The sequence below is a fragment of the Micromonospora sp. DT41 genome, assembly GCF_049841715.1.
In the GTDB taxonomy this organism is placed as follows: Bacteria; Actinomycetota; Actinomycetes; order Mycobacteriales; family Micromonosporaceae; genus Micromonospora; species Micromonospora profundi.
The window spans coordinates 30006-54859 of the sequence record NZ_JBNCKU010000017.1; the positions used below are offsets into that span (position 1 = coordinate 30006).

At 72.0% G+C, this 24854-nt stretch carries 23 protein-coding genes; 11 read left to right on the plus strand and 12 right to left on the minus strand.

Going from position 1 to position 24854, the window contains the following annotated elements; genetic code table 11:
* Positions 1–90 precede the first annotated feature (90 nt).
* Positions 91–237, plus strand: a complete 147-nt coding sequence (locus ACLQ23_RS25870; RefSeq protein WP_355595714.1) for a hypothetical protein — start codon at positions 91–93, stop codon at positions 235–237.
* A gap of 43 nt (positions 238–280) precedes the next feature.
* Positions 281–1036, plus strand: a complete 756-nt coding sequence (locus ACLQ23_RS25875) for an EcsC family protein (protein WP_355631571.1) — start codon at positions 281–283, stop codon at positions 1034–1036.
* A 71-nt stretch (positions 1037–1107) separates the two neighbouring features.
* Here ACLQ23_RS25875 and ACLQ23_RS25880 read toward each other — a convergent pair whose 3' ends face one another.
* Positions 1108–1959, minus strand: coding sequence for a GDSL-type esterase/lipase family protein (locus ACLQ23_RS25880; RefSeq protein ID WP_355595710.1), 852 nt, complete (start codon positions 1957–1959; stop codon positions 1108–1110).
* A 193-nt stretch (positions 1960–2152) separates the two neighbouring features.
* On the opposite strand from ACLQ23_RS25880, the gene ACLQ23_RS25885 reads away from it, so the two are divergent.
* From ACLQ23_RS25885 to ACLQ23_RS25895, 3 genes are all read left to right on the plus strand, one after another.
* Positions 2153–2416: a DUF6343 family protein gene (locus ACLQ23_RS25885; RefSeq protein WP_053653412.1), complete on the plus strand. Its 264-nt coding sequence runs from the start codon at positions 2153–2155 to the stop codon at positions 2414–2416.
* A 12-nt stretch (positions 2417–2428) separates the two neighbouring features.
* Positions 2429–3844 (plus strand): NADP-dependent succinic semialdehyde dehydrogenase, encoded by a 1416-nt coding sequence (locus tag ACLQ23_RS25890; protein ID WP_355595708.1) that lies wholly within the window; start codon positions 2429–2431, stop codon positions 3842–3844.
* 101 nt (positions 3845–3945) lie between these two features.
* Positions 3946–4911, plus strand: coding sequence for a TIGR03885 family FMN-dependent LLM class oxidoreductase (locus ACLQ23_RS25895; RefSeq protein WP_355595706.1), 966 nt, complete (start codon positions 3946–3948; stop codon positions 4909–4911).
* Between the two features lie 121 nt (positions 4912–5032).
* On the opposite strand, the gene ACLQ23_RS25900 is transcribed toward ACLQ23_RS25895, so the two are convergent.
* The 4 genes from ACLQ23_RS25900 to ACLQ23_RS25915 all read right to left on the minus strand — a co-directional run bounded on the left by ACLQ23_RS25900 (position 5033) and on the right by ACLQ23_RS25915 (position 11670).
* Positions 5033–6781, minus strand: coding sequence for an MFS transporter (locus ACLQ23_RS25900; protein WP_425735866.1), 1749 nt, complete (start codon positions 6779–6781; stop codon positions 5033–5035).
* 152 nt (positions 6782–6933) lie between these two features.
* Positions 6934–7482 (minus strand): YciI family protein, encoded by a 549-nt coding sequence (locus ACLQ23_RS25905; protein ID WP_425881221.1) that lies wholly within the window; start codon positions 7480–7482, stop codon positions 6934–6936.
* Between the two features lie 468 nt (positions 7483–7950).
* On the minus strand, positions 7951–8904 hold the full coding sequence (locus ACLQ23_RS25910; RefSeq protein ID WP_355595700.1) for a hypothetical protein: 954 nt from the start codon (positions 8902–8904) through the stop codon (positions 7951–7953).
* Between the two features lie 156 nt (positions 8905–9060).
* Positions 9061–11670 (minus strand): glycoside hydrolase family 9 protein, encoded by a 2610-nt coding sequence (locus ACLQ23_RS25915; RefSeq protein WP_425881222.1) that lies wholly within the window; start codon positions 11668–11670, stop codon positions 9061–9063.
* A 261-nt stretch (positions 11671–11931) separates the two neighbouring features.
* On the opposite strand from ACLQ23_RS25915, the gene ACLQ23_RS25920 reads away from it, so the two are divergent.
* Positions 11932–12657 (plus strand): PP2C family protein-serine/threonine phosphatase, encoded by a 726-nt coding sequence (locus tag ACLQ23_RS25920; protein ID WP_355595696.1) that lies wholly within the window; start codon positions 11932–11934, stop codon positions 12655–12657.
* Between the two features lie 7 nt (positions 12658–12664).
* Here the strand turns inward: ACLQ23_RS25920 and hrpB are convergent, their stop codons facing one another.
* The 3 genes from hrpB to ACLQ23_RS25935 form a co-directional block, all read right to left on the minus strand.
* Entirely contained in the window at positions 12665–15202 is a 2538-nt protein-coding gene (gene hrpB, locus ACLQ23_RS25925) for an ATP-dependent helicase HrpB (RefSeq protein ID WP_355595694.1), read from the minus strand.
* A 107-nt stretch (positions 15203–15309) separates the two neighbouring features.
* Positions 15310–15510 (minus strand): DUF397 domain-containing protein, encoded by a 201-nt coding sequence (locus tag ACLQ23_RS25930; protein WP_355595692.1) that lies wholly within the window; start codon positions 15508–15510, stop codon positions 15310–15312.
* A gap of 39 nt (positions 15511–15549) precedes the next feature.
* Positions 15550–16374 (minus strand): helix-turn-helix domain-containing protein, encoded by an 825-nt coding sequence (locus ACLQ23_RS25935; RefSeq protein WP_355595768.1) that lies wholly within the window; start codon positions 16372–16374, stop codon positions 15550–15552.
* Between the two features lie 181 nt (positions 16375–16555).
* On the opposite strand from ACLQ23_RS25935, the gene ACLQ23_RS25940 reads away from it, so the two are divergent.
* The 3 genes from ACLQ23_RS25940 to ACLQ23_RS25950 are packed head-to-tail and all read left to right on the plus strand — an operon-like array spanning position 16556 to position 19334.
* The gene (locus tag ACLQ23_RS25940; RefSeq protein ID WP_355595690.1) at positions 16556–17182 is read left to right on the plus strand and encodes a GOLPH3/VPS74 family protein; all 627 of its coding nucleotides are present in this window, start codon (positions 16556–16558) and stop codon (positions 17180–17182) included.
* Positions 17183–17226: 44 nt separating this feature from the next.
* On the plus strand, positions 17227–18747 hold the full coding sequence (locus ACLQ23_RS25945; RefSeq protein ID WP_355595688.1) for an APC family permease: 1521 nt from the start codon (positions 17227–17229) through the stop codon (positions 18745–18747).
* On the plus strand, positions 18744–19334 hold the full coding sequence (locus ACLQ23_RS25950; protein WP_355595686.1) for a GNAT family N-acetyltransferase: 591 nt from the start codon (positions 18744–18746) through the stop codon (positions 19332–19334). The genes ACLQ23_RS25945 and ACLQ23_RS25950 overlap by 4 nt, the downstream gene beginning before the upstream one ends.
* A 112-nt stretch (positions 19335–19446) precedes the next feature.
* On the opposite strand, the gene ACLQ23_RS25955 is transcribed toward ACLQ23_RS25950, so the two are convergent.
* Positions 19447–20280 (minus strand): SigB/SigF/SigG family RNA polymerase sigma factor, encoded by an 834-nt coding sequence (locus ACLQ23_RS25955; RefSeq protein WP_355595684.1) that lies wholly within the window; start codon positions 20278–20280, stop codon positions 19447–19449.
* 381 nt (positions 20281–20661) lie between these two features.
* Here ACLQ23_RS25955 and ACLQ23_RS25960 point away from each other — a divergent pair, with 381 nt between their 5' ends.
* Positions 20662–21414 carry a hypothetical protein gene (locus ACLQ23_RS25960; RefSeq protein WP_355595682.1) on the plus strand — a complete coding sequence of 251 codons (753 nt, stop codon included), beginning with the start codon at positions 20662–20664 and terminating at the stop codon, positions 21412–21414.
* Here ACLQ23_RS25960 and ACLQ23_RS25965 read toward each other — a convergent pair.
* Positions 21363–22952, minus strand: a complete 1590-nt coding sequence (locus ACLQ23_RS25965; protein ID WP_355595680.1) for a phospholipase D family protein — start codon at positions 22950–22952, stop codon at positions 21363–21365. The genes ACLQ23_RS25960 and ACLQ23_RS25965 overlap by 52 nt on opposite strands.
* A gap of 132 nt (positions 22953–23084) precedes the next feature.
* Here ACLQ23_RS25965 and ACLQ23_RS25970 point away from each other — a divergent pair, with 132 nt between their 5' ends.
* Entirely contained in the window at positions 23085–23213 is a 129-nt protein-coding gene (locus ACLQ23_RS25970; protein WP_355595678.1) for a hypothetical protein, read from the plus strand.
* Positions 23214–23273: 60 nt separating this feature from the next.
* Here the strand turns inward: ACLQ23_RS25970 and ACLQ23_RS25975 are convergent, their stop codons facing one another.
* Entirely contained in the window at positions 23274–24260 is a 987-nt protein-coding gene (locus tag ACLQ23_RS25975) for a pirin family protein (protein WP_355595676.1), read from the minus strand.
* Positions 24241–24753, minus strand: coding sequence for a MarR family winged helix-turn-helix transcriptional regulator (locus ACLQ23_RS25980; RefSeq protein ID WP_425881223.1), 513 nt, complete (start codon positions 24751–24753; stop codon positions 24241–24243). The genes ACLQ23_RS25975 and ACLQ23_RS25980 overlap by 20 nt, the downstream gene beginning before the upstream one ends.
* Positions 24754–24854: the final 101 nt, after the last annotated feature.

Consider the following 24854-nt stretch of genomic DNA (forward strand, 5'->3'; position numbering starts at 1 on the left):
GGACGGTGGGGTTGAGCCTGTCGCGTCCCGGGTACAACCGTTGCGGGTACGGAGTACACATGACTCAGGGACCACCGACAGGAGGACGTCATGTCACTGATGCAGCGGATCAGCACTTTCCTGCGCTCCCCCAAGGGCCAGCAGCTGGTGGACCGGGGTCGGCGCGAGCTGGCCAAGCCTGGCAACCAGCAGAAGCTCAAGGGGTTGGCGGCGCGGCTGTCCAACCGCCGTCGCTGACCGCAGCGATCGTCCTGCCCGCCGTGACCCCTGGGGAGACCCGGTGACCGACACCCCACCCGCCGGCGGTCAGCCCGCCGTGCCCACCCCCGAGCCGTCCGCCGACACGCCGGAGGCGCCGCCGGCCGCGCCGGAAGGTCCGCCGGCACGGCTGTGGGACCGGATGCGCGACGATCCGCAGTACGCCCCGGAGCACCTCGCCCTGGAGGCGGTGCGCCGGCTCGGGCCGGAGGCCGCGCAGTGGGCCGCCCGGGCCCGTGCCGAGCACCCCGGCGTCTCGGCCGACGCCCTCGCCGACCAGGCTGCCCGCAAGTTCGTCAACCTGGCTCGCCTCTCCGGGGCGGTCTCGGGGGTGGCCGGGCTGCCCGGCGCTGTTCTCGACGTGGGCGTGCTGGCCTGGACCCAGGCGCGGATGGTGCTGCACATCGCCGCCGCGTACGACGTCGACCCCCTGCACAACGACCGGGCCACCGACCTGCTCGTGCTGCAACGGGTGCACAAGGTCGCCGAGAGCGCCCGGCTGGCGCTCGGGGTGGCCGCCGGCCGGGAGCGCGCCGACGCGCTGTTCGGGCTCGGCGGCCAGCGCCCGCTCGGCCGGGTCATGCTGCAACTCGGCGTCCGGCTCGCCCAGATGGCCGGCGTCCGGGCCGCCAAGCGCATGGTCGCCAAGATCGTGCCGGGCGCGGCGATAGTCCTCGGCACCTGGGCCAACTCGTCTGCAACCAAGGACCTCGCGCAGCGTTCCCGCGCGCTGTACCGGCAGCGCGGCACCACCGTTCCGGAGCCACGCCGAGGGTGAGCCGCTGGCCGTTGGCCCGCCCGTCGCTGTTGCCGCCACCGGTGAGTCGCTGGCCGGGGCGGCCCGGTGGCTCAGCTGGCCAGGCCGGAGGCCCGCCAGGTCACCTCGGCGAGCCGGCCCTGCCCCGTGGCGTTCGGGTGGAACCAGTCCAGCGGGTTGAGCAGGTCCAGGGTGAACCGCACCTTGTGCACCGCGCCGCCGTCGTGCCGGCACCGCGAGCCGTACGCCCGGCAGGCCGCCACCAACTGCCCGTTGTACGCGTCGATCCGCTCTCGCACGGCCGCCCGGCGGGCGCGGTCGGCGGGCGCCGTCGACGTGGCGTCGGCCAGTAGGGCTGGGCAGATGCCCCGCCGCCAGGCGCGGGTCGCCCGCGGGTCGTCGTGCCCGACCTCCCAGAGTCGGTACAGGTCAGGAATGCTCACCACGAGCACCCGCGCCTTCGGTCGGCCGGTCCGCAGCACCCGCAGACCCCTGTCGACGTCGGCCCGGAACTGCGCCACCGGCGTCATCGCGTCCACCCCGCCCCGGCAGACGTCGTTCGCGCCGATCAGCACGGTGACGTAGTCGACGCGGTCACGTACCGCCGCTTGGGCTTGGCCTTCGAGGGCGTCGGCGCGGGCGCCGGGCCGGGCATGGTTGTACGCCCGGCCGCGGATCGCGGAGTTCTGGTCGAGCAGCCTCCGGTAGTGGCTCTGCACCCGCAGCCCGTCGCCTGTCGACCAGGAGTTGCGCTCGCAGGAGGTGAGCACCAGGCAGGAGGCGAAACCGGTGCTTATCGAGTCGCCGAGCGCGGCGATGCCGCCCGGCCCGCCGGACTGCGGCGCGCTCTTTGTGGGACGGGGTGTCGCCGACGTGCCGCCTTCGCAGGCCAGCGCGACGAGAGCCGCGAGGCAGGCCAGGGCGGCGACCCAGCGTCGAGGCATGACAACCCCCGTCTCGCAGCACAGAGCGACAGCGCGGTAACTCTATGCGCAGGGCGTGGTGCGGAGGGAACACGCTGTCGGATATGCGGCGAAGTGGCGGCGGCAGGGCCGTCGGGATGCTATAGGGCTCCAGCCGTCCAGCGCGGCGCTCGGGGCCCGGTTAACGCCCCGGATCGAGGGTAGATCGTTGGGTATGACGAGATCGCAGCCCCGGCGTGCCCGTGGCACGGTCGGCCATGCTTACAGTGCGTTGAACCTTCGCCTCACCCTGGCCAGCTTCGGGCTGGTGATCATGGTGCTCTTCGCGGTGCTGGCGTTCTGGGCCGGGATCGCCTGGCTCGGCGTCGTCTGCGCGATCTTCGCGGTTGTCGCCGTGGTCGACCTGGTCGTGATCCAGCGCCGTCGCGCCGCCCGCCGCCGCGAGGAGCCGGGCGTACGACACTCGCTGTTCGAGTGACAGGAGGACGACATGCCCCATATCGCCACCACCAACCCCGCCACCGGACAGGTGCTCAAGACCTACGAGGCGATGTCCACCGAGCAGATCGACTCGGCCATCGAGCGCACCGACCTGGCGTACCAGCAGCTGCGGGGGACCACCGTCGACGAGCGTGCGCGCTGGATGAAGGCGGCCGCCGACCTGCTGGACGCCGAACGGGACGAGATCGCCCGGATCATGACGACGGAAATGGGCAAGACGTACGTCGCGGCGCAGGCCGAGGTGACCAAGTGCGCCACGGCCGCCCGCTTCTACGCCGACAAGGCGCCCGGGTTCCTCGCCGACGAGCCTGCCGACTCCGACGCGGTCAAGGCCACCAGGGCGTTCATCCGCTACCAGCCGATCGGCGTGGTACTCGCGGTGATGCCGTGGAACTTCCCGCTCTGGCAGGTGATGCGCTTCGCCGCACCGGCGCTGATGGCCGGCAACACCGGCCTGCTCAAGCACGCCTCGAACGTGCCGCAGACCGCGCTGCTGCTGGAGGACGTGTTCCGCCGCGCCGGGTTCCCCGAGGGGGCGTTCACCACCCTGCTGGTCGGCTCGGAGGCAGTCGAGCGGATCCTCGCCGACCCCCGGGTACGCGCCGCCACCCTCACCGGCAGCGAGGCCGCCGGCCGTTCCATCGCCCAGATCGCCGGCCGGGAGCTGAAGAAGACAGTCCTGGAACTCGGCGGCAGCGACCCGTTCGTGGTGATGCCCTCGGCCGACGTCGATCGCGCCGCCGAGGTGGCCACCACCGCCCGCTGCCAGAACAACGGGCAGTCCTGCATCGCCGCGAAACGCTTCATCGTGCACACCGACGTCTTCGACGCGTTCGCCGAGAAGTTCGCCGCGAACATGGCCGCGCTGCGCGTCGGCGACCCCATGGACCCGGACACCGACGTGGGCCCGCTGGCCAGCGAGCGCGGTCGAGACGAGGTGCACGCCCAGGTACGCGACGCGGCCGACAACGGCGCCACCATCCTCTGCGGCGGGGAGCTGCCGGCCGGCGACGGGTGGTTCTACCCGCCGACGGTGGTCACCGACCTCACCCCGCAGATGCGGATGTGGTCCGAGGAGGTCTTCGGCCCGGTCGCCGGCCTGTACCGGGTGTCGTCGTACGAGGAGGCCATCGAGGTCGCCAACGGCACCAGCTTCGGGCTCGGCTCGAACGCCTGGACCCGGGACAAGGCCGAGCAGGAACGCTTCGCCACCGACCTGGACGCCGGCAACGTCTTCATCAACGGCATGACCACGTCCTATCCGGAGTTGCCGTTCGGCGGCGTGAAGAACTCCGGCTACGGCCGCGAGCTGTCCGCTCTGGGCATGCGGGAGTTCTGCAACACCAAGACGGTCTGGGTGGGCGAGGGCGCGGCCTCCGCGGGTGCCGGCGCGCACGCCGAGTAGCTCGCCGCCTGCAAGGAAGGGCCCCTGTTAACGCCAGGCGTTAACAGGGGGCCCCTCCTTGCAGGCATCAGGCGGTGCGGGCCTGGGTAGGAAGAGCCGGCATGACGTCGTTCGCTTTCCACGCCTCGCATGAACAGATCGGTCCGCGCGCCCTGCTGGAGTCGGTGATCCACGCCGAACGGGCCGGCTTCGACGCCGCCATGTGCTCCGACCACTTCGCGCCGTGGAGCGCCCGGCAGGGCGAGTCCGGCTTCGCCTGGTCCTGGCTCGGTGCCGCCCTGCAGGCCACCGGCCTGCCCTTCGGCGTGGTCAACGCGCCCGGCCAGCGCTATCACCCGGCCATCATCGCGCAGGCGATCGGCACCCTGGGCGCGATGTACCCGGGCCGGTTCTGGGCAGCGCTGGGCACCGGCGAGGCCTGCAACGAGCACATCACCGGCGACGGATGGCCGCGCAAGGACATCCGCACGGCCCGGTTGCGTGAGTGCGTGGACGTGATCCGCGCGCTGCTGGCCGGCGAGGAGGTCAGCCACGACGGCCTGGTCCGGGTGGACCGCGCCCGCCTGTGGACCCGCCCCGAGCAGCCGCCCGCCCTTGTCGGTGCGGCAGTCAGCGTCGCCACCGCCCGGTGGTGCGCCGAGTGGGCCGACGGGCTGATCACCGTGAACGCGCCGGTGGCGCACCTGCGCGAGATGATCGACGCGTACCGGGGCGCCGGCGGGCGGGGGCCACTGCACCTCCAGGTGCACGTCTCCTGGGCGCCGGAGCAGGAGCAGGCGGAGGCGATCGCGTGCGACCAGTGGCGTAGCAACGTCTTCGCCCCGCCGGTCTGCTGGGACCTGGACACCCCCGAGCACTTCGACGTCGTCTCGGCCGACGTGCCGCTCGAACGGGTCGCCGAGGTGGTGAACATTTCGGCCGACCTCGGCCGGCACGTCGGGTGGCTCGAGGAGTACGTGGAGTTGGGCTTCGACCAGATCGCCCTGCACCACGTCGGGCAGGAACAGCGCGGGTTCATCGACACGTTCGGCGCTGAGGTGCTGCCGAAGTTGCGGACCAACGGCTGATCGGGCTCGCCCCAGGGGGTCCGAGGCTCGTACCCCCTGGAAAGCCTGCTGCCGGTCGTGGCCTCGGTGTCACCGAGCGGGAAATCCTGCCGCAGGCGCGGCGGGTCGACCTCGGAGGCGCTCAGTCGAGCCGGCGGACGAGGACCTGCCCAGGCCACGGGTCGAGCCCCTCGCGGGTGACAGTGAACGAGTCGGTAGCTGTGAAGCCGCAGCCCTCATAGAAGCGGACCAACGCGCGGTCGTCGCCGCCGTAGCAGTCCACCCGCAGCAGCCCCAGCCCACGCGCGCGGGCCAGGTCGGCCGCGTGCTCAAGCAGCCGCGCCCCGAACCCCAGGCCGGCGTGCTCCCGGTCGGTGACCAGCAGCCGCACGTAGAGTTCCGGCTCGGTGGCCGGTGGTACGTAGTCGCTTGCGGCGCCGACGACCAGCGCACCGACCGGACTGTCGCCGAGCATCGCCAGGTAGAGGCCGCCGCCCGAGGCCCAGTCGTCGGCCTGGGCGATCCGGCGCGGATCCGTCGACGCTGGCGCGGTGCCCCACTGACCGGTACGGCCACGCGCGACAAGCCAGGCGGTGGCACCGTCGAGCAGCCGCAGCACGGCCCCGGTGTCCTCGGGCCCACCGGGGCGAATGGCGATGGTCTGTTGACTGGGCATGCCCGCCATGGTGCTACACCAAGGTCGGGCGGCCAATGCCCACCGTGTCAACGCGGGGCTGACCAGGCCCACCACGGCGAAGAGCCCTCCGACGGCCAGCCAGCCGCGCACACCGCCGTGGAGCACCACAAGCGTCAGCAGACCCGGGGCACCGGCACGAGCCAGGCCGGCGAGCATCCCATCCGCACCCTGGTAGGCACCGATCGCACCCGGCGGCGCCAGGTCGTAGGCCAGCCCTGCCCCGGCGGTGCCGTGCCACAGGTCGCCGACGGTGTAGACGACTGTGGCGACCAGCAGAAGCACGACCGCCGCACCGGTGGACAAACCGGCGGTTGCGGCGTACAGCAGCATCGCCAGAGCCAGCACCAGGCCGGCTCGGCGCATCTTCCGAGCGGCCGGAGCAGCGGCGTCCGCGCCCCGGCTCAGCCGCACCGCCAGCAGCACTGTGAGCACCGTGTTGGTCAGCAGCACCGCCGACACGACGGGCGGGGGAGCCCCGACCAGGTTCACCGCCCAGAGCGGCACCACCAGCGTGAGCACCGTCTGATGGAGGGCAAGGACCGCCGATGCGCCGCTCACCGCGAGGAAGCGCCCGTCGCGCAGCGGCCGTCCCCGCGCGACGGCGGCGGCCGTCGACGGTCGCGGGGCAAGGGCAGGCAGTCGCATCAGCAGCGCCGCCGACACCAGATAGGTTGTCGCGTTGCCGGCCACCAGGATCTGGTACGCCAGCGGCGTGTCAGCGGCCAGCGCGAGCCCGGCCAGCCCCGCCCCGATCGCGATGCCCAGGTTCGCCACCGCCCGCAGCGTGGCGAAGGCGTGCACCCGCCCCCTGGGGCCGGCGATGGCGGCCACCAGCGCGGCCCGCACCGCCAGGTTGCCGGCCACCAGCAGCGCGTCCAGACTGGCCACCAGCAGAAAGACCGGAAACGAACCCACCATCAGGTACGCCACAGCCACGGCGGCCTGCGCCAGTTGCAGGACCGCCCGTAGGGTCCGTGGGTCGCGGCGGTCGGCGAGCCCACCGAGCGGCACGCTGGCGGTCAGCCCGACCAGGCCGGCGAGGGTGAGCCCGAGCCCCACCTGTGTCGGACTCAGCCCGACGACGCGGGTGAGGTAGAGCGCCACGCCCGTCACCCACAGCCCAGTGCCGACCGTGTTGGCGAGGGTGGCCAGCGACAGGGTACGCAGGTGGCCGGGTGGTGGAAGCGGCGACAACAACTGCCACCGGCTCGACCGGTCCGGCGAACGCCGGCGCCCCGGTACCGTCGCCCACCACAGCCCGGCTCTGGGCCGATTGCCGAATCCGGGGCAGGCGCGGATCGCTGGCGCACCGCCGCCGCGACCTCGCCCTGTCGCGGGTACCCGTCTCAGTTCGGTCGCCCCCCGAACCGCCACTGATGCACTTCGATCCCGGTGTATCGGTCAGCGGAGAGGACCTGCCGCGCGGCATCTGCGTCGGGCGCCTCCAGCAGAACTGCCGCCCCGAGCACCAGGGAACCGTCGTCGGAAAGGAGCGGTCCGCTGGCGATCAGCTCGTCGCGGATCGGCGGATCGACGGCGTCCGCCACGGCTTCCAGCGTGAACCCGAGGACCAGGTAGCGGTGGTAGTCCGGCCGGCCAGCGTTGAAGTCCCACATCCGGCGACCCAGCGAGTTGCGCCATCGTCGCAGCAGCACGTCGCGGTAGGCGCCAGCCTGGTAGCCGGGCTCCTCGAACGCGAAGGCGCGGGCGGCGGTGGGATCTGGCAGATCGAGGATGTGCACGCTGCCGGTCAGAGTTCCGTCGCTGGTGAAGGTGGGACCGCGGGCGATCATCGTGGCGGCGAATCGATCCATGTACGACCAGTGCTGCTCCACCATCCGGCTCCGCAGTGGTGTCGAACCGGGACGATCGCGGTGGTAGCAGAAGAACTCCATGGCCCGAGCGTCGCCGAGGCTCCTGACGCACGCAAGGAGATTGTCGTGCAGCTCGGGCTCGTCCGCCCAACCCCGGGCCGCCGCACGGGCGGAAGGGGTTGAACCGCTGCGAATCTTGGACAGTTTCCGTTCCACCGGTTGAGCCCGCCATCCGAACGGAAACTGTCCAAGATCTCGCGTCTCAGGCGCGATGGGCTACCTCACTGATCGACGGTCCCTTTGCTGCTGGCCGCCGGTAGCTGGGTTGGGATCCGACTGACGGGCGCCGGCCTGGTGGCGGTGGCGCTCCAGGGCGGCATCGTGGCAGTCGCGCTTCTCGGAGTGGTGCCGCCGCCGAATTCGACCCTTGCACAAGCCAGCTGACCTGAGCGCCGGGCTGGACAATCTGCTGCTACCACTGGCTCGGCGATGACGGGGAGCCCGTGGCTGACCGCGCCGAACAGTTGGCCGCTACTCGGGAGTGTCGGCTCAGCGCGCTCCGCTGTCGACGAGGCGCTCGGTGGAGAGGCAGGAGACGAGGCAGCGTTCCTTGGCGTCGCCGCTCAGCCGGGCGGTCCAGTCGGTGAGGCCGCCGTCACCGATCTCCAGGCTGCCGCCCCGCACGGTGATCCGTATGGCGCAACCGGTGTAGTAGCCCCGGCCGCGTCGCCGCTCCGGCTCGTCCACGAGCGGCACCGAGGGCTGGTCGAGGATCTGCCCGTCGCCCGCCGGCACCACGCCTCCTTCGAGTGCGGGTCGGACGGTGTCGGCCAACCGTTCCCGGATGACCTCGTCGTCGAAGACGGTGATGTGCAGTTGGGGTGCGACCGCTGGTGCCAGGTCGGCGAGGACTGTCCGCCAGTAGGTGAGGTGCCGGATCAGCAGCCGTGCCTGTGTGCTGCCCGAGCCAGCGTCGCGCGCGCTGGACACCAGGGCGAAGAGCCGGAAGTGCGCTGACGCGTCCCCGCCGAAGTCCTGTGCCCGCAGCACCCGGTGGGCGGCGGCGAGGTGCACCTCGCCGCCCCGGCGGCGACGTAGGGCCGCCTCGATCGCGAGGGCGTTCGTGGGGTCGCTCAGGACCTCGCTGGCGCGCATGGTGGTGACGATCCTGTTCTGGCTGACCGGTGTGACCGCCGCGCAGGTGCCCACCGGCACGACAGGCGACAGCTCCACTCCGGAGACGTCGGCCGGCAGGAGCTGCCACATTCGCGCTTCGATCTGAGCGACCGCGCGGGGGTCGGCGCGGGCCGGGCGGACGAAGCGGTCCTCGCGCCAGCGGCGAACCACGTCGGCCGGGTGCACGGTCGCCGCGCGGTCGTGGGCGACGCCCAGCAGCAGGGTACGCAGGTCCGCACCGGACAGGCCGGCCAGCGCGGCCCGCGTTCCGGCCGGCACCGCCGCCCACACTCGACGTTCGGCGTCGGTCAGTTCGTGGCCGTCCATGGCCACCACCATCGGGTACGCCGTCGGCAGAGGTCCACCGGATTTGGCGGACCGTCCACGTCGGCGCGACCGCGTCAGCAGGAGCCAGGGCTGGCGGTGCGGGGCTGGTGGCCGCCACGGGGGGAGCGGCCACCAGCCGTACCGATCAGGTCAGGGTCAGCCCAGTGAGCAGGCCCCGCCGTTGACGGTGACCAGGCCCGGGTTGGGGTTGGCCCCGCCCGAGGTGGTCGCGTTGAAGCCGAACGTCACAGTCCCGCCGGGAGCGATCTTGGCGTTGTGCGACTCGTTCTTCGCGGTCACCGTCGCGCCGGCCTGGGTGACCTTGGCCAGCCACGCCTCACGGACGCGCTGGTCGCCGGTGAACGCGAACCGCACGCTCCAGCCGTTGACCGCCGTGGTGCCGGTGTTCTTGATGGTCAACTGCGCGGTGAATCCGGTGCCGCCCTGCCAGGTGCCGTAGTTGTCGTAGCGCACCGAGCACGTGGTGGCCGGCACCGCGCCGGAGTCACCCTGGTCGGCGAGGAACGACGAGATCCACGCCAGGGCCGAGTTCCAGTTGATCGCGACCTCGTTCGTGGAGTACGAGTTGATGTCGTCGACGTAGCAGAACATCGGCTCGCAGCCGGCGAGCAACTTCGCCACGAACGGGTCCTGGAGGGCCGCGTTCGGGCCGCCGGCGATGGAGCCGGCCGGCGGACGCGGCATGCTCGGGTCGAGTTGGTGGCCGAAGATCCGGCTGTGCTGGTTCTGGGCGGCGTGCTCGCCCCAGCCGGTGACGTAGGAGATGTTCAGGGCGTTGCGACCGAAGATGTAGTCCATCGCCTGCACGGCGCCGTCGCGGTACTTGACGTCACGGGTCAGGTCGAACGCGGTGGCCAGCACCACGGCGTTGTTGATGACGTTGCTGTTGCCACCCCAGAAGTAGCTGTTCGCGTCACCGGGCATCGGCAGCCCGTACGCCTGCCGGCGCAGCTCGACGAGGTACGCGTCGGCGGCGGTGGTGACCGAGGCGCGGATCCGGGTCACGTCGGCGGTGGGCAGCCCGTTGGGCACTGTGGCCAGGTCGAGGCGGCCCAGCGCGGCGACGCTCTGCCAGCCGAAGCCACGGCTGTCGAACACGTCGGCGGTGTGGTGCGGCGAGGCGGTCAGGTCGGTCAGGTAGGTCTGCGCCCCGGTGGTGAGGTACAGCTCGGCCGCCGCCCAGTAGAACTCGTCGGTGACGTTGCTGTCGTCGTACGCGCCGCCGCCGGTACCGTCGGTCGGGCTGGCGTACACCGCGGGGTGTGCCTTGGCGGCGCTGTAGGCCGTCTTCGCGGCGGTGCCGCAGCGGGCCGCGAACGCCGCGTCGTAGGGAGCGTAGAGCCGCGCGCACTGGGCGGCGGTGGCGGCGAGGTTGAGGGTGGCCGCTGTCGACGGCGCGTGCAGTTCGCGCGGCTGCGGGTCGTCCTCCGGGGCGAGCGGCAGGCCCGTCCAGTTCCGGTCGTGGATCTTGTGGTGGACCATTCCGGCGAGCGGCTTTCCGGCGGGGACCTGCATGCGCAGCAGGAACTCCAGCTCCCAGCGGGCCTCGTCGAGGATGTCGGGCACGGCGTTGCCGCGCTCAGGCACCCGCAGCGTGCTGTCGGCAAGCGCGGCGCCGCCGGCCGCGGTGGCCGCCGTCTTGGTCCGCTCGAAGGTGTTCAGCAGCTGGTAGGTGGCGATGCCGCCGTTGACCACGTACTTGCCGTGGTCGCCTGCGTCGTACCAGCCGCCGCGCACGTCCAGCGAGTAGTCGCAGACGCCCGGCTGGCACGGCACGTTGGTGTCGCCCTGGTTGGGGGCCACGTCGAGGTGACCGGCGGGACGGGCGTACTCGTCGCCGATCAGGTCGCCGTCGATGGCGATGCCGCTGCGCTGGGCGTAGAAGAACTGAAGCGAGTCCGAGCGCAGTTGGTTGTAGAGGGTGCCGGAGATGTCGAACGGGTGGCTGGTCTCGCCGTCCACGGTGAGCGTCAGCCCGCTGCCGGGCGTGCGGTAGCTGGAGAAGTCGAGGGTCTGCACGTTCTGACCGGAGGCCTCGTCGACGCCCCGCGCGGTGGTGGTGCCGCTGGCCAGTACGGCGCCGGCGGCCGAGCGCAGCTGCCACGGCAGCGGCTGGGTGGCCTCCGTGACCACTGTGGCGTTCTTCGGCCCGCCGGGCAGGTAGCCGACCTGGTTGACGCGTACCCGTGGCCCGGTGTCCGGCACGTACGGCTCAGGGGGTTCGCCGCCGCGCAGCGACACGTCGTCGAGGCAGACGGTCTGCGCCGCGGCGCTGCCGCCGACCTGGAAGATCAGCTGAGCGCCGGGGTTGTCATCCGGGACGGTGAAGGTCTGCTCGAACCGCTGGGCGGTGCCGGTGGCGGCGGCGTCCACTGCCGCGTACGTCGTGTAGGGGGCGCTGCCGAGCTGCAACACCGCCTTGACGGCGGTGCCAGGGGTGGCGGAGATGTCGAAGCCGAGGGTGTATTCGGCGCCGGCGATGAGCGGCACGCCGTCCTGGCCGATGCCGGCGTCCCACGGGTTGGCCAGCCCACCGGGGACGGTGGTGCAGAGCCGGCCGTCGGTCACCGTGAGCGCGTCGGTGCCGTAGGAGAACCAGGGGCTCACACCGGCGCTGAAGTCGCCGTTTTCGATCTGTTCGGGGGCATCCGGGGGTGGGTCGGCGTAGGCCGCGCCGGCGCCCGCGCCGGTGAGGGCAAGGGTGGTCGCCGCAGCCAGCAGGAGGCGGCGTCGGTGTGGCGTCACGGGGGAGTCCTTCCGGGACGGGAGTGAGGCAGGTGGCGGTGGCAGAACCTGGGAGCGCTCCCAGGTATCGGCTCGATGTTTCCAGTGGTGATACCTCCTGTCAATTGATCTGACTGGATGGGTTGTCGCGTTCGACGAGGGCGGCAGGAGGGCCCGGCAGACGCGAATCGACGACGCGCGGACGTGAGATTCACCGCGCCACGCGCCGTCGTCCTGATCTCCTAGAGACAACTGCGCCCTTCGCCTGGCAGGCTGCCACCCATGACCCTGAAGCTGCGTTCCGTGGGAACGAGCGACCGTGGGCTGATCCGCAGCGGAAACCAGGACGCCCTGCACGCCGGCACCTGGCTCGTCGCCGTGGCCGACGGCATGGGCGGAATGGCCGCCGGTGACCTGGCCAGCGCGCTCACCATCGACGCGGTCGCTCCGCTGGACGTGGAGACACCCGAGGATGCTCTGGTGGCCGCGCTCGAAGGCGGCATCGCGCTGGCCACAGCCCGGATCCGGGCGGCAGTCGCCGAGGACCCGGAGCGCCAGGGCATGGGCACCACCCTGACCGCCCTGCTCTTCGCCCGTACCGGCACCTGCCTGGCCCTGGCACACATCGGCGACTCACGGGCCTACCTGTTCCGCGAGGGTGTGCTCAAACAGGTGACCCGTGACGACACATTCGTCCAGATGCTTGTCGATCAGGGCGTGATCACCGCCGACCAGGCCAGCAGCCACCCGCGCCGGGCGGTCGTCACCCAGGCGTTGCAGGGCGAGGACGTCAACCCGTCGTACGCGACGATGGTGCCCCGCGCCGGCGACAGGTGGCTGCTGTGCAGCGACGGCCTCTCCAACGTCGTCCGCCCGGACACCCTCGCCGAGGTGCTCACCACCTATCCGGACCGGGATGCCTGCGCCGGCAAGCTCATCGACCTGGCGCTGCACGCGGGCGCGCCGGACAACGTCACGGTGGTGGTGGCCGACGTGGTCGAGGAATAGTCGACAGTCAGCGCCGCCGGGGTGCGGCACGCCGTGTGGGTGTCGCGGTGCCCGGGTCCTCCGGCCACGGGTGGCGCGGGTAGCGTCCCCGCAACTCCGAGCGGACCTGCGGATAGCCGGTCCGCCAGAACGACGCCAGGTCGGCGGTGACCGCCACCGGCCGGCCGGCGGGGGAGAGCAGGTGCAGCAGCACCGGCACCCGGCCACCGGCGACGCGTGGGGCCGCCGGCCAGCCGAACGTCTCCTGGAGTTTCACCGCCAGCACCGGCGCCGCCGGGTCGGCGTAGTCCAGCCGGATCCGCGAACCGCTGGGCACCTCGATGCGCTCCGGGGCCAGCTCGTCCAGCCGGGCGGCCTGCGCCCACGGCAGCAGGCGGCGCAGTGCCGAGGTCACGTCTATCCGACCGAGGTCGGCGCGTCGCCGGGCTGCGGCAAGCTCCGGGCCGAGCCAGGTGGGCGCGGCGGCGAGCAGCGCCTCGTCGCCGACGTCCGGCCACTCGTCGCCGAGGTGGTGCCGGCAGAACGCCATCCGCTCGCGCAGTGCCCGCGCCGCCGGCGTCCAGGGCAGCAGCCCCAACCCCTCCTGGCCCAGACCGGCAACCAACGCCGCCGCCACGTCCGCCCGGTCCGGACGGTCCAGCCGCCGCGCCACCAGCTCGATCGCCCCCAACCGGGTCACCTCCCGCGCCACCACGTCCCCGTCGGCCCAGCCGACCTCCCGCCGCGTGGACAGCAGCGGGCCGGCGGCCTCGCGGGCTGTCGCCTCGTCCAGCGGGACGGCCCGGCGGATCCGCGCCGACGGAGCGCCGGGGGAGCGGTCCGCGACGGCCACCGCCAGCCAGTCGGACCCGGTCAACCCCGACCCGATCGCCAGCTCCGCGGCGGTGCCGCCCGTCATGAGGTACGCCGACCCGCCCGGCCGCCGCACCCGCGCCAACCGCTCGGGGTACGCGAGACCGACAAGCAGCCCGGCGGCCAGATCGTCGGTGAGGCCCGCCGAGCCGGCTCGCCCCTGTCGCGGGGCGTCGGAGGGCAGCGCGGCGCGCAGCCGGCGTACCTCGGTGCGCCAACGGGCGGTGGCACCCGCGTCGACGCCGCCGCGCAGCCGGCGCCAGCCGGCCACCAGGTCGTCGCCCGGGCCGGCCGCGCTGTCCTCGGCCAGCAGGGCCACCACCTCGGCCGCCCGGTCGGCGCCGACCCGACCGGCGCCGTCGAGCAGCGCGCGGGCCAGCCGTGGGTGCGCGCCGGCAGCGGCGATGGCCCGCCCGCGCGCGGTGATCCGACCGTCTGCGTCGATCGCGCCCAACGTTCCCAGGGTGTCCCGGGCCACCGCCATGGCGGCGGCCGGCGGCGGGTCGGGCAGTGCGAGTCCGGCCCCATCGGGGCGGCCCCAGGCGGCCAGTTCCAGTGCGAACCCGGTCAGGTCGGCGGTGGCGATCTCCGGCTCCGGTCGGGCCGGCAGACGCTCGTGGGTGGCCTCCGACCAGCAGCGGTAGACGTACCCGGGTGCCTCCCGGCCTGCTCGCCCGGCGCGCTGGGTGGCGGCGGCCCGGGAGACCGGCACGGTGACAAGCGCGCCCAGCCCGCGGGCCAGGTCGATGCGCGGCACCCGGGACAGTCCCGCGTCCACCACCACCCGCACGCCCGGCACGGTGAGGCTGGTCTCGGCCAGCGCGGTGGCAAGCACGACGCGCCGCCGGTCGTCGGCAGCGCCGCCCTGGGGTCGCAGGGCCGCGTCCTGCTCGGCGGCCCGTTGACGGCCGTGCAGCGGCAACAGCGCGACGGTGTCCCGCAGGTCGGCGAGCCGGCCGGTGACGGCGGCGATCTCACCGGCGCCCGGCAGGAACACCAGGACGTCACCGTCGTGCTCGCGCAGTGCCCGGCGAACGGTGGCTGCCACGTGGTCGAGCAGCGCGCGGTCCACAGGCCCGGCGCCGGGCGGTGCTATCGGCCGGGTCGGCGGCGCCCAGATCCGCCGTACCGGATGCAGCGCCGATTCGGCACGGACCACCGGGGCGGCGCCGGTGCCGCCGAGCAGCGCGGCGAACCGGTCGGTGTCCGGGGTGGCGGACATGGCAAGGAGCCACAGGTCCGGCCGGAGAGCGGCCCGCGCCTCCACAGTGAAGGCCAGCGCGAGGTCGGCGTCGAGCTGTCGTTCGTGGCACTCGTCGAGCAGCACGGCACCTGTGCCGGGCAACTCCGGATCGTGGTGCAGCCGGCGGACCAGCAGGCCGGTGGTGACCACTTCGATCCGCGTCGCAGGGCCGACCCGGCGCTCGCCGCGTACCGCGTAGCCGACGCGCTCACCGACAGGCTCGCCGAGCAGCTCCGCCATCCGGCGGGCCGCGGCGCGCGCCGCCACCCGGCGGGGTTGCGCGATGACCACCCGGCCGTCGACCCGGTCGGCCACGGCCAGCGGGGCGAGGGTGGTCTTACCGGTACCCGGCGGGGCCACCAGGACCGCGGCGCCGGCCGCATCGAGCGCGGCCGTAAGCGCCGGCAGCGCCGGGCGTACCGGCAGGTCCAGGGTTACGTCGGAGAGCACGGCCCAGTCTCGCACCGGCGCTGACGGCCGGGCCCTCGTACCGGCCCCCAAGGGCGCAGCCCTCGCGCCGGCTCGGAGGGCTCAGCCCTCACACCGGCTCGGAGGGCTCAGCCTCGGTGGGCCTTGTCCAGACCCCGCAGGAAGAGGCGCCAAGTCGTCGGGCCGAAGGCGAGCACCGGGCCGGAGCGGTCCTTGCTGTCCCGGACGGCGACCTGACCGTCGACTGTCGCGACCTCCACGCAGTTTCCGTTGCCACTGCTGCGCGTGCTGGTGCGCCAGTCCGCCCGGGTCAGGTCGAGCGCCGTCATCCGCCGTACCTCTCGTCTGTCGGCGTGCCGCAGATGCGGTCACGCAAAGTTACGAGAAGCCTCCTCAAGACGGGTCATCGATGCCCCCGGATCGAGTGCCATCTGGCACAGCTCCTCGTGCAGAAGGCTATACCCGTCCACATGATCGGCATCTTCCAGAGCCAGCCCAACCGTGAGGTTATCCAGGTAAACCACTGACGCGTCGGCGGCGTCGGCGAAGTTGAGGATCACGTACGGGGTGCTCATCGCCGGGTGCCCGCCGGCCGCGAACGGAAGTACCTGGATAGTCACGTTGGGTAGCTGTGCGATCTGGATCATGTGAGTAAGTTGCTCGGCCATCACCGTCGGGCCGCCGACCGGGCGCAGCAGCACCGCCTCGTTCAGCACCACCGACAGTTCGACGGGCTCGTCGCGGCGCAGCACCCCCTGCCGGTGCAGCCGGGCCGCGACCTTGCGCTCCAGGCCGTCCTCGCCTGCGGTGCGGCGGAAGATGGCCCGGGCGTACGCCTCGGTCTGCAACAGGCCGGGAACCGACTCGGCCTCGTACGTGCGCAGTGCCGCCGCCTCGGCCTCCAACCCGACGTAGAACTCGAACCACTCCGGCAGCACGTCGCTGTAGTTCTGCCACCAGCCGCGTTGCTGGGCGCCCCGGGCGATCTCGATGAGCGCCTCGGCGTCCGCGCCGGTGACCGCGTAGAGCGCGAGTGCGGCCCGGACATCGCGGGGTTTGATGCCGATCTGCGCGTTCTCGATCCGCGAGAGGTTGCTCTTGGACATGTCGAGTTGGCGGGCGGCCACATCAAGTGTCATTCCCGCGCGTTCGCGAAGCTGGCGGAGCTCCCGGGCGATGCGTCGACGGCGCACTGTGGGGCTGGCGGCGGGCCGGAGGGGGCGGGTGGCGGTCACCCTCCGAGTCTGACACGACAAGATCCGCAGGTCGCGAGTGCACGGAGTGCAACTTTCAAATCTGGGAGTTGCATTGCGGTAGCTGTGGGTGCATCCTTTCCCGGTCGCGAACACTGTGGACGCCGTGCGGGGAGGGCCGTTGCTCATCGCTGACGAGTTCTTCCTCATCGCTCACAACGACAGTCGTGGCAAGGCCAAGCTCCACCCGGCGGCGACCGGCCTCGGCCTGGCCGGTGGGCTGCTCGGTGAGCTGCTCCTCTATGGACACATCACCATCTCCGGCGGGCAGGTCGCCGTCCTCGACCGCCGTCCACCGGCGGACGCGCTGGCGCACACGGTGCTCGACCAGTTGATCGGCGAGTCCCAGCACCACTCCGTCACCACCTGGCTCAGCTTCCTGGCGCAGACCGCTACGACCTCGGTGGGCGAGCGGCTGGCCCGGGCGGGTGTGATGCGCCGCCAGGAGAGCCGCAGGCTGCTGCGTACCACCGTCAGCTACCTGCCCATCGACCTCAACGCCGTGGCGTGGCCGGCCACGCGGCTGCGGGCCCTGCTGGACCGGCCGGAACCGCCGAGCGTGCCGGACGCGCTGCTGCTCGGCCTGGTCGTGGCCGCCGGGCTGACCCGCGAGGTGCTGTGGAGCGCCGGACCGCGTGCGCACCACCGGTTGAGCGTCCTCATCCCCGCGCTGCCGGCTCCTCTGAAGGAACTCGTCGGGCACACCGAAGCGGCCGTCGGCGCCGCCGTGCTGCGCGGCGTTCCGTGACCCCCCGGTAACCCCCAACCTCCCTCGACATCCGGAGTAGTCGTATGCCATCGACATCGACAGTCGACAGACCCAGCAACGTCTCCGAAGCCCTCGCCCGAGGCCGCCTCGGCGTCCCGTCGGTCATCTTCTTCGTGCTCTCCGCCGCCGCGCCGCTGACGGTGGTGGCCGGCGTCGTCACCACCGGGTACGGCGTCATCGGCGTGACAGGCATCCCGCTGGCCTTCCTGCTGATCGCGGCGGTGCTCGCCCTGTTCTCGGTGGGCTACGTGGCAATGTCCCGCCGCGTGGAGAACGCCGGTGCGTTCTACGCCTACGTCTCCCGTGGCCTGGGCCGCCCGGCCGGCGTGGGGGCGGCCTGGATGGCACTCGTGGCGTACAACGCGCTCCAGGTCGGGCTCTACGGCACCATCGGCGTCGCCGCCGAGCCGGTCCTCGACCGGATCTTCGGCGGACATCCGCACTGGTCGATCGTCGCCCTTGTGGCGTGGGCGCTTGTCGGCCTGCTCGGCCTGCTCCGGGTGGACATCAACGGCCTGGTGCTGGCGACGTTGCTGGTCGCCGAGATCGTCATCGTCCTGATCTTCGACCTGGGCCAGCTCGGCAACCCGGCCGGCGGCGAGGTCAACTTCGCCGGATTCTCGCCGGACAATCTCTTCGTGCCCGGGGTCGGCGCGGTGCTGGTGCTCGCCATCCTCGGATTCGTCGGTTTCGAGTCCGCCGTGGTCTTCAGCGAGGAGAGCAAGGACCCGAAGCGCACGGTCCCGCTGGCGACGTACCTGTCGGTGGCTATCGTCGCCGGCCTGTACGCGCTGTCCTCCTGGACCATGACCGTCGCGGTCGGGTCGGACCGGATCGTCGCGGAGGCCGGCGAGCAGAGCGTCGGATTGATCTTCAACCTGGCCGCCGCGCAGCTGGGCGACACCGCTGTCACCATCGGCCAGGTGCTCTTCCTGACCTCGGTCCTGGCCGCGATGATCTCGTTCCACAACACCACGGCCCGGTACACGTTCGCGCTGGGCCGGGAGCGGGTGCTGCCGGCGGTGTTCGGGCGTACCTCGCCGCGCAGCGGCGCGCCCCGGGCCGCCTCGCTGGCGCAGAGCGCTCTCGGCCTGCTGGTCATCGTTCTCTACGCCGTCAACGGCTGGGATCCGGTGGTCAAGCTGTTCTTCTGGGTCGGCACCAGCGGTGGCTTCGGCGTGCTGCTGTTGATCGCCACGACCTCGGTGGCGGTGATCGCCTACTTCGCCCGCTCCGGCGGTGACGAGACGCTGTGGCGGCGGGCCATCGCTCCCGGCCTGGCCACCCTCGCGCTTGCCGTGATCATCTGGCTGGCCGTGTCGAACTTCGCCAACCTGCTCGGCGTCGCACCGGACTCCAACCTGCGCTGGATGCTGCCCGCCGTCTACCCGGTGGCAGCCGCGCTGGGCATCGGGTGGGCGCTGCTGCTGCGCCGCAACCGCCCGGACACGTATGCCCGGATCGGCCTCGGCGCGGCGAGCGCCGCCGCTGCAGCACGGCAGGCGGAGCAGCGACCGGCGCCGCTGGGCGCGGAGATCCGGTGAGCGCGTCCATCGAGCGGCTCGGGCCGGAGGACACCGCCCTGGTGGCGGGCCGGATCGCCGGGGCGTTCACCGCACTGAAGGTGACCAGGTGGCTGGTCCCGGACGCGAACAAGCGCGAGTCCGTACTGGCCGGGGACTTCGAGATCCTTGTCGACCACGCGATGCGGCACGGCCTGGTGTACGGCACCGCCGACCGGTCCGCCGTCGCGGTCTGGTTCCCGTCGGTCGGTGAGCCGGCTCCGCCGCCGCCGGACTACGACGCCCGGCTGGCAGCCGCCTGCGGGGAGTGGACCGACCGTTTCCAGCACCTCGACGAACTGTTCGCGGCGAACCACCCCCACGGCGACCACCACCACCTGGCCTTCCTGGCGGTCGAGCCGGACCGGCAGGGGCACGGGTTGGGCACCGCGCTGCTGAAGCACCACCACGCCTGGCTGGACGCCAACGACATGCCGGCCTACCTGGAGGCGAGCGACCCCCGCAGCCGGGACCTGTACGCCCGCAACGGCTACCGGGCCCGCGAGCCGTTCCGAGTGCCGGACGGCACTCCGTTCTGGCCGATGTGGCGGGAGCCGGCAGGGCGCTGACGACACCGGCCGAGCCGCTGCCCTCCGGGGAAGCGACCCGGCCGGTACGCCGAGGTCAACGTGAGAGAGGGCCGGGTCCACGGACCCGGCCCTCTCTCACGCGTTGAACCGATCAGTACGTGCCGTCGAGCTGGCCGCGCAGCTTGGTCAGCGCCCGGGCCAGAAGCCGGGAGACGTGCATCTGCGAGACGCCGATCTGGTCGGCGATCTGCGACTGGGTCAGGTTGCCGTAGAACCGCAGGGTGAGGATCTTCTGCTCCCGCTCGTCGAGCGTGGCAAGCGCGGGGCCGAGGGCGACCCGCAGCTCTGCCAGCTCGAACTCGCTGTCCTCACCGCCGAGCATGTCGCCCAGCTCGGTGGCCCGGTCGCCGTCGCCGGTCGGGGTGGACAGCGACACCGCGTTGTACGCGCGGGCGCCCTCCAGGCCCTCCAGGACCTCTTCCTCGGTGAGCTTGAGGTGGGCGGCGATGTCGGCCACCGTCGGCGAGCGGCCGAGGGTCTGCAGGAGCGAGCTGTTGGCGTCGGAGATGGCCAGCCGCAGCTCCTGGAGGCGACGCGGCACCCGGATGTCCCAGGTGCGGTCGCGGAAGTGCCGCTTCAGCTCACCGATGATGGTGGGGATGGCGTAACCGGCGAAGTCGACGCCGCGGGACGGGTCAAACTTGTCGATGGCCTTGATCAGGCCGACGGCGGCGGTCTGCGCCAGGTCGTCGGTCGGCTCGCCCCGCCCGCTGTAGCGGTGGGCGAGGTGGTTGGCCAGTGGCAGCCAGGCCTCGATCGCGCGGTCGCGCAGTGCGGCGCGCGACGGGTGGTTGGCCGGCAGCGCGGCCATGGCGTTGAGCAGATCGGCGGCGCTGTCGGTGAGCGCACGCGGGTCAAGCTTGGTGGTGCTCGTCTGCTCGGCAGCGGCGGTGCTCGGCTGCTCGGTGATCGTTGGCGCGGTCATGGGTGGTCCTCCCTGCACCTCGTCCGCGGACTAAAAGACGTGACGCTTTGGTTTAGCTTCGAATGGGCCGTTCGGGACTCACCTTAGCCTGATCGGCTCCCGGAAATCCAGCCGAAAGGCTGATGTACTTAAGGTGTGTTGGACCATAAATCGGGCGCAAGCGGACAGAGGTTCGCACTGTCGTGATGTCTCTTACCCCGAAAATCGAGGGACTTGCCGAGAGTCGGCCGTCCCGTTCCTGCCTGCCCGGCCGGTTCGCCCGATCCGCCGAGAGCGGTCAACACGAAACCCGACATCCGGTCAGGAGTGTCGTCTATCCGTCGTTGTCCCGTCGACGGGACTGGCCGTAGCGTCGGTGTACACATCCGGTTCGGAGGCACCGTGCTCGATCCAGCCGCTCCCCAGCTCGTCGTGAACAGCCGCACGCTCTTCTTCAGCTGGGTGCCGGCCGACCCGGACGCGGTCGCCGCCCTGGTGCCGGCCGGGCTGCGCCCGCGCCCGGACCACCAGGTGTTCCTCAACCAGTACGTCGTCGACGACGAGACGCAGACCTCCGGCTTCGGCGCCTACTCGCTGACGTACCTCGGTGTCTCGCTTGTCGGCGTCGACGCCCCCGGCGGGCTCAGCCCGGGCGGCTGGTGGACGCACTACGTGGCCTCCAGCCGGGTGGTCCGGGACTACGCCACAGCGCGCGGCGCCCCGACGTTCGCCGGCCAGACCCGGATCGAGGCGGACGGCGAGGCGCTGTTCTCCGAGACGGAGATCGACGGGACGCCGCTGGTCCGGACGCGTTGCCGGGTGGGGGAGACCGGCCACCTCATCAGCAGCGGGCATCACCGCTACTTCACCTGCCGCGACGGTCAACTCCTCAGCTCGGTCTACCCGTACGTGGCGGAGCCCGTCGCGCCATTCGAGATCGAGTCGGTGGAGTTCCTGCCCGGGCACCCCATGTACGCGCTGCGCCCGGCCAACCCGCTGATCATCGGCTTCGGCTACTACTCGCCGCGCTCATCGTTCGCCTACCCCGGCGGGTTCACCGTCTACCCGGGCGGCACCGGCATGCCCGAGCCGGCGCGGCAGGGTCACCAGGTGCCGGCCAGCCTGGCCCGCAGCGGCCTGCCGTCGGGGTCGTAGACCAACCGGTACACGGGCAGCGCCCAGGCGCGGGTGTACCACGGCAGGCGCTCGGGGCGGTGTGGGCGCAGCCGGCCGGGCGGCCGATCGCCCACCTGGCCGTCGTCGTACCACCGTTGCAGCGCGTCGGCCCCGGCCCTGACGGCCGCGACGGCGGTCTCCGGGTCGAGCAGGTCGGCGTCGTCCGCGCCGTCCGGGTCGCGGTCGAGGTGCTCGCGCCACAGACGCAGCCGCAGGTCCCGGGCGAAGACCCGCGCTCCGTCGCCCCGGCCCGCCGGATCCGTGGGCTCCCGCCGGTCGCGCGTGTCGTCGAGCACCGCGCAGGACAGCTCGCTGTCGTGCGTCCAGGACCGCCTGTTGAAGTTGTCGCTGCCGACGCTTGCCCAGACGTCGTCGACCACGCAGACCTTCGCGTGCACGTAGACCGGGCCGCCGTCGTGGTTCTCCACGTCGAACACGTGCACCCGGTCCGGGGCGGCGCGCTCGCACAGCGACAGCGCCTGCTCCCGGCCGACCATGTTCGGTGGCAGCGCCAGGCTGCCGTCCACGTCCGGATGCCGGGGCACCACTGCCACCAGGTGCAACTCGGGGTTGTCCCGCAGGGCCTGAGCGAACAGGTTCGCCACCTCTGTCGACCAGAGGTACTGGTCCTCCAGGTAGATGAGTCGACGGGCGCGGCGTACCGCCTTGGTGTAGCCCCGGGCCACGGTGCGCTCGCCGTCGGGCGCGAAGGAGTAGCGCGGACGGACGGCCGGGTAGGTACGCAGCACCTGGATCTGGTGCGGCCCGCACTCGGGCGGGTCGGACGGCTGCGCGGGCAGCGGATCAGGGCTCAGGTCCACGCCGCGCAGCCGGTCCCGCAGGTACGCCATCGGGTTCTCCGAGTCCAGCGGCATCGGGTCGGTCCAGCGCTCCCGGAACACGGTGTCCAGCGCGCCGACCACCGGGCCGCGCACCGCGAGCTGCACGTCGTGCCAGGGCGGGCGGGAACCGTAGCGGGGCGACATCGGCACCGGCTGCGGATCGCCGTGATGCGCAGCGTCGTCGCGGCGACTGTGACACAGGTCGATGCCACCGGCGAAGGCGATGTCGCGCTCCGGGGCGTCCGGGTGTCGCAGCACCACGAGCTTCTGGTGGTGCGAGCCGCCGCGCCGCACACGCTGGTCCAGCAGGACCTCGCCGCCGGCTGCGGAGACCGCCTCGCTGAGATTGCGGTTCTCCGCCTCGCTGTAGGCAAGCACGTCGAGGTGCGAACGCCAGATCAGCCCCTTGACCACCACGCCACGCTGGGCGGCCTGAGCGAAGAGTTGCGCCACCGTCGGACCGTCCGGGCGCAGCAGTTGGTCCGGGTCGCCCCGCCAGTCGGTGAAGAACAGATGGTCACCGGCGGTCAGGGCCTGTACCTCGTCGACGAGCCTGTCGAAGTACGCGGCACCGTGAATCAGCGGCTCAGCGAGGTTTCCCGTCGTCCAGACGGGTAACCCAGAGACCGGGTTGGCACGTTCCTGCGCGGTGAGGAACCAGTCCTGCAACGGCACGGTCCAGCCCTCCCCGAGGTCGACAACGTCCTCACGGTAGGACCCCGGTGGTGCGTACGCACGCCGGGCCGACGGACCGGTCCACCGGACCGCGCCGCTATCCGTTGACGCGACAACCGAGGAGGCCACACCATGCCCCGCGAGACGACGAACCCCGTGACCGAGCACCGCGAGCCGGCGGTGGAGAGCGAAGGGGGCGCGCTGGTAGCGGTGTTGGTGATGGTGATCCTGGGAGTCGCGGGGATCTTCGCGGTCTCCTGAGGTGGCGCCGGCGTCCGGAATGTCCCGGGCGCCAGCGCCGAACTCAGGAGCCGACCGGGGTCAGGGCCGTGAGCCCTGGCCGTCGGTGTGCGGCACCCGCTCGCTGGGGATCACGCCGAGCCGGCCGGCCTGGAAGTCCTCGAACGCCTGGATCAGCTCGTCCCGGGTGTTCATCACGAACGGGCCGTACTGCGCCACCGGCTCACGGATCGGCTTGCCGCCCATGATGTAGAGGTCCAGCGCCGGGGTGTTGCTGTCCTGCTCGGCGTTCGCGTCGAAGCGCAGCGCGTCACCCGGCCCGTGCACGGCGAGCTGACCGGTGCGGATCGGCCGGCGATCGGTGCCGACGGTGCCACGCCCGCCGAGGACGTACACCAGGGCGTTGAAGTCGGGCTGCCAGGGCAGGTCGACCTGAGCCCCGGGCTGCACTGTGACGTGCGTGATGGTGATCGGCGTGAAGGTGGTGCCCGGGCCCCGGTGCCCGGCCACCTCACCGGCGATGACCCGGATCAGCGCGCCGCCGTCCGGCGTGGTGAGCAGCGCCGACTCCCGGCCCCGGATGTCCTGGTAGCGCGGCGGGTTCATCTTGGCCGCCCGGGGCAGGTTGACCCAGAGCTGGGTGCCGTGGAACAGCCCACCGCTGACCACCAGATGCTCCGGCGGTGCCTCAATGTGCAACAGGCCACTACCAGCTGTCATCCATTGGGTGTCGCCGTTGGTGATGGTGCCGCCGCCACCGTGCGAGTCGTGGTGGTCGAAGACCCCGTCGATGATGTAGGTGACGGTCTCGAAGCCGCGGTGCGGGTGCCACGAGGTGCCTCTCGGCTCGCCCGGCGCGTAGTCGACCTCACCCATCTGGTCGAGGTGGATGAACGGGTCCAGGTCGGTGGTCGACACCCCGGCGAAGGCCCGGCGGACGGGGAAACCCTCGCCCTCGAAGCCGCTGGGGGCTGTGGTCACCGTGCGGACCTTGCGGAAGGCGGTGGTCTCGTCGAGCCGGGGCAGGCGTGGCAGGACGAGGACGTTGTCAACGGTGATCGCGGGCATCGGTGGCTCCTTGACTCGTGGTGTGGGTGGTCGAGGTGGACCGGGCCGCCCGCAGGCGGCGCCCGAGCCGTTCGAAGACCCGGGTGAGGCAGGCGACCTCGGCGTCGTCGAGGTCGTCCATCAGATGGGTACGCACCGACGCCAGGTGGTGAGGAGCGGCTTTGGCGAGGGCGAGCAGCCCGGCGGCGGTGAGCACGGCCTCGCTGCCGCGCCGGTCGTCCGGGCACGCCTCCTTGCTGACCAGCCCGCGGCGCTGCATGGAGGAGATCTGGTAGGTGAGGCGGCTGGGGGAGAAGACCAGCCGGCCGGCCAGCTCACCCATGCGGAGTCGCTGCCCCGGGGCCTCGGAGAGCAGGACCAGCACGTGGTAGTCGGCGAAGCTGAGGTCGCTGTCGGCCCGCAGGTCGTCTTCCAGTTGGGTGAACAGGCGCTGGCTCGCCTCGATGTAGGCACGCCAGGCGGCCGCTCGGGTGCTGTCCAGGCTCTCTGTCACGACGCCAACGATAGCACTAGTTCAAAATTTAACTAGTGTCGTCTGGCCTCTCCCATGTCGCCCTGATGCGGTCCAGCGATGCAGTTCGTGCAGCTTTTAAG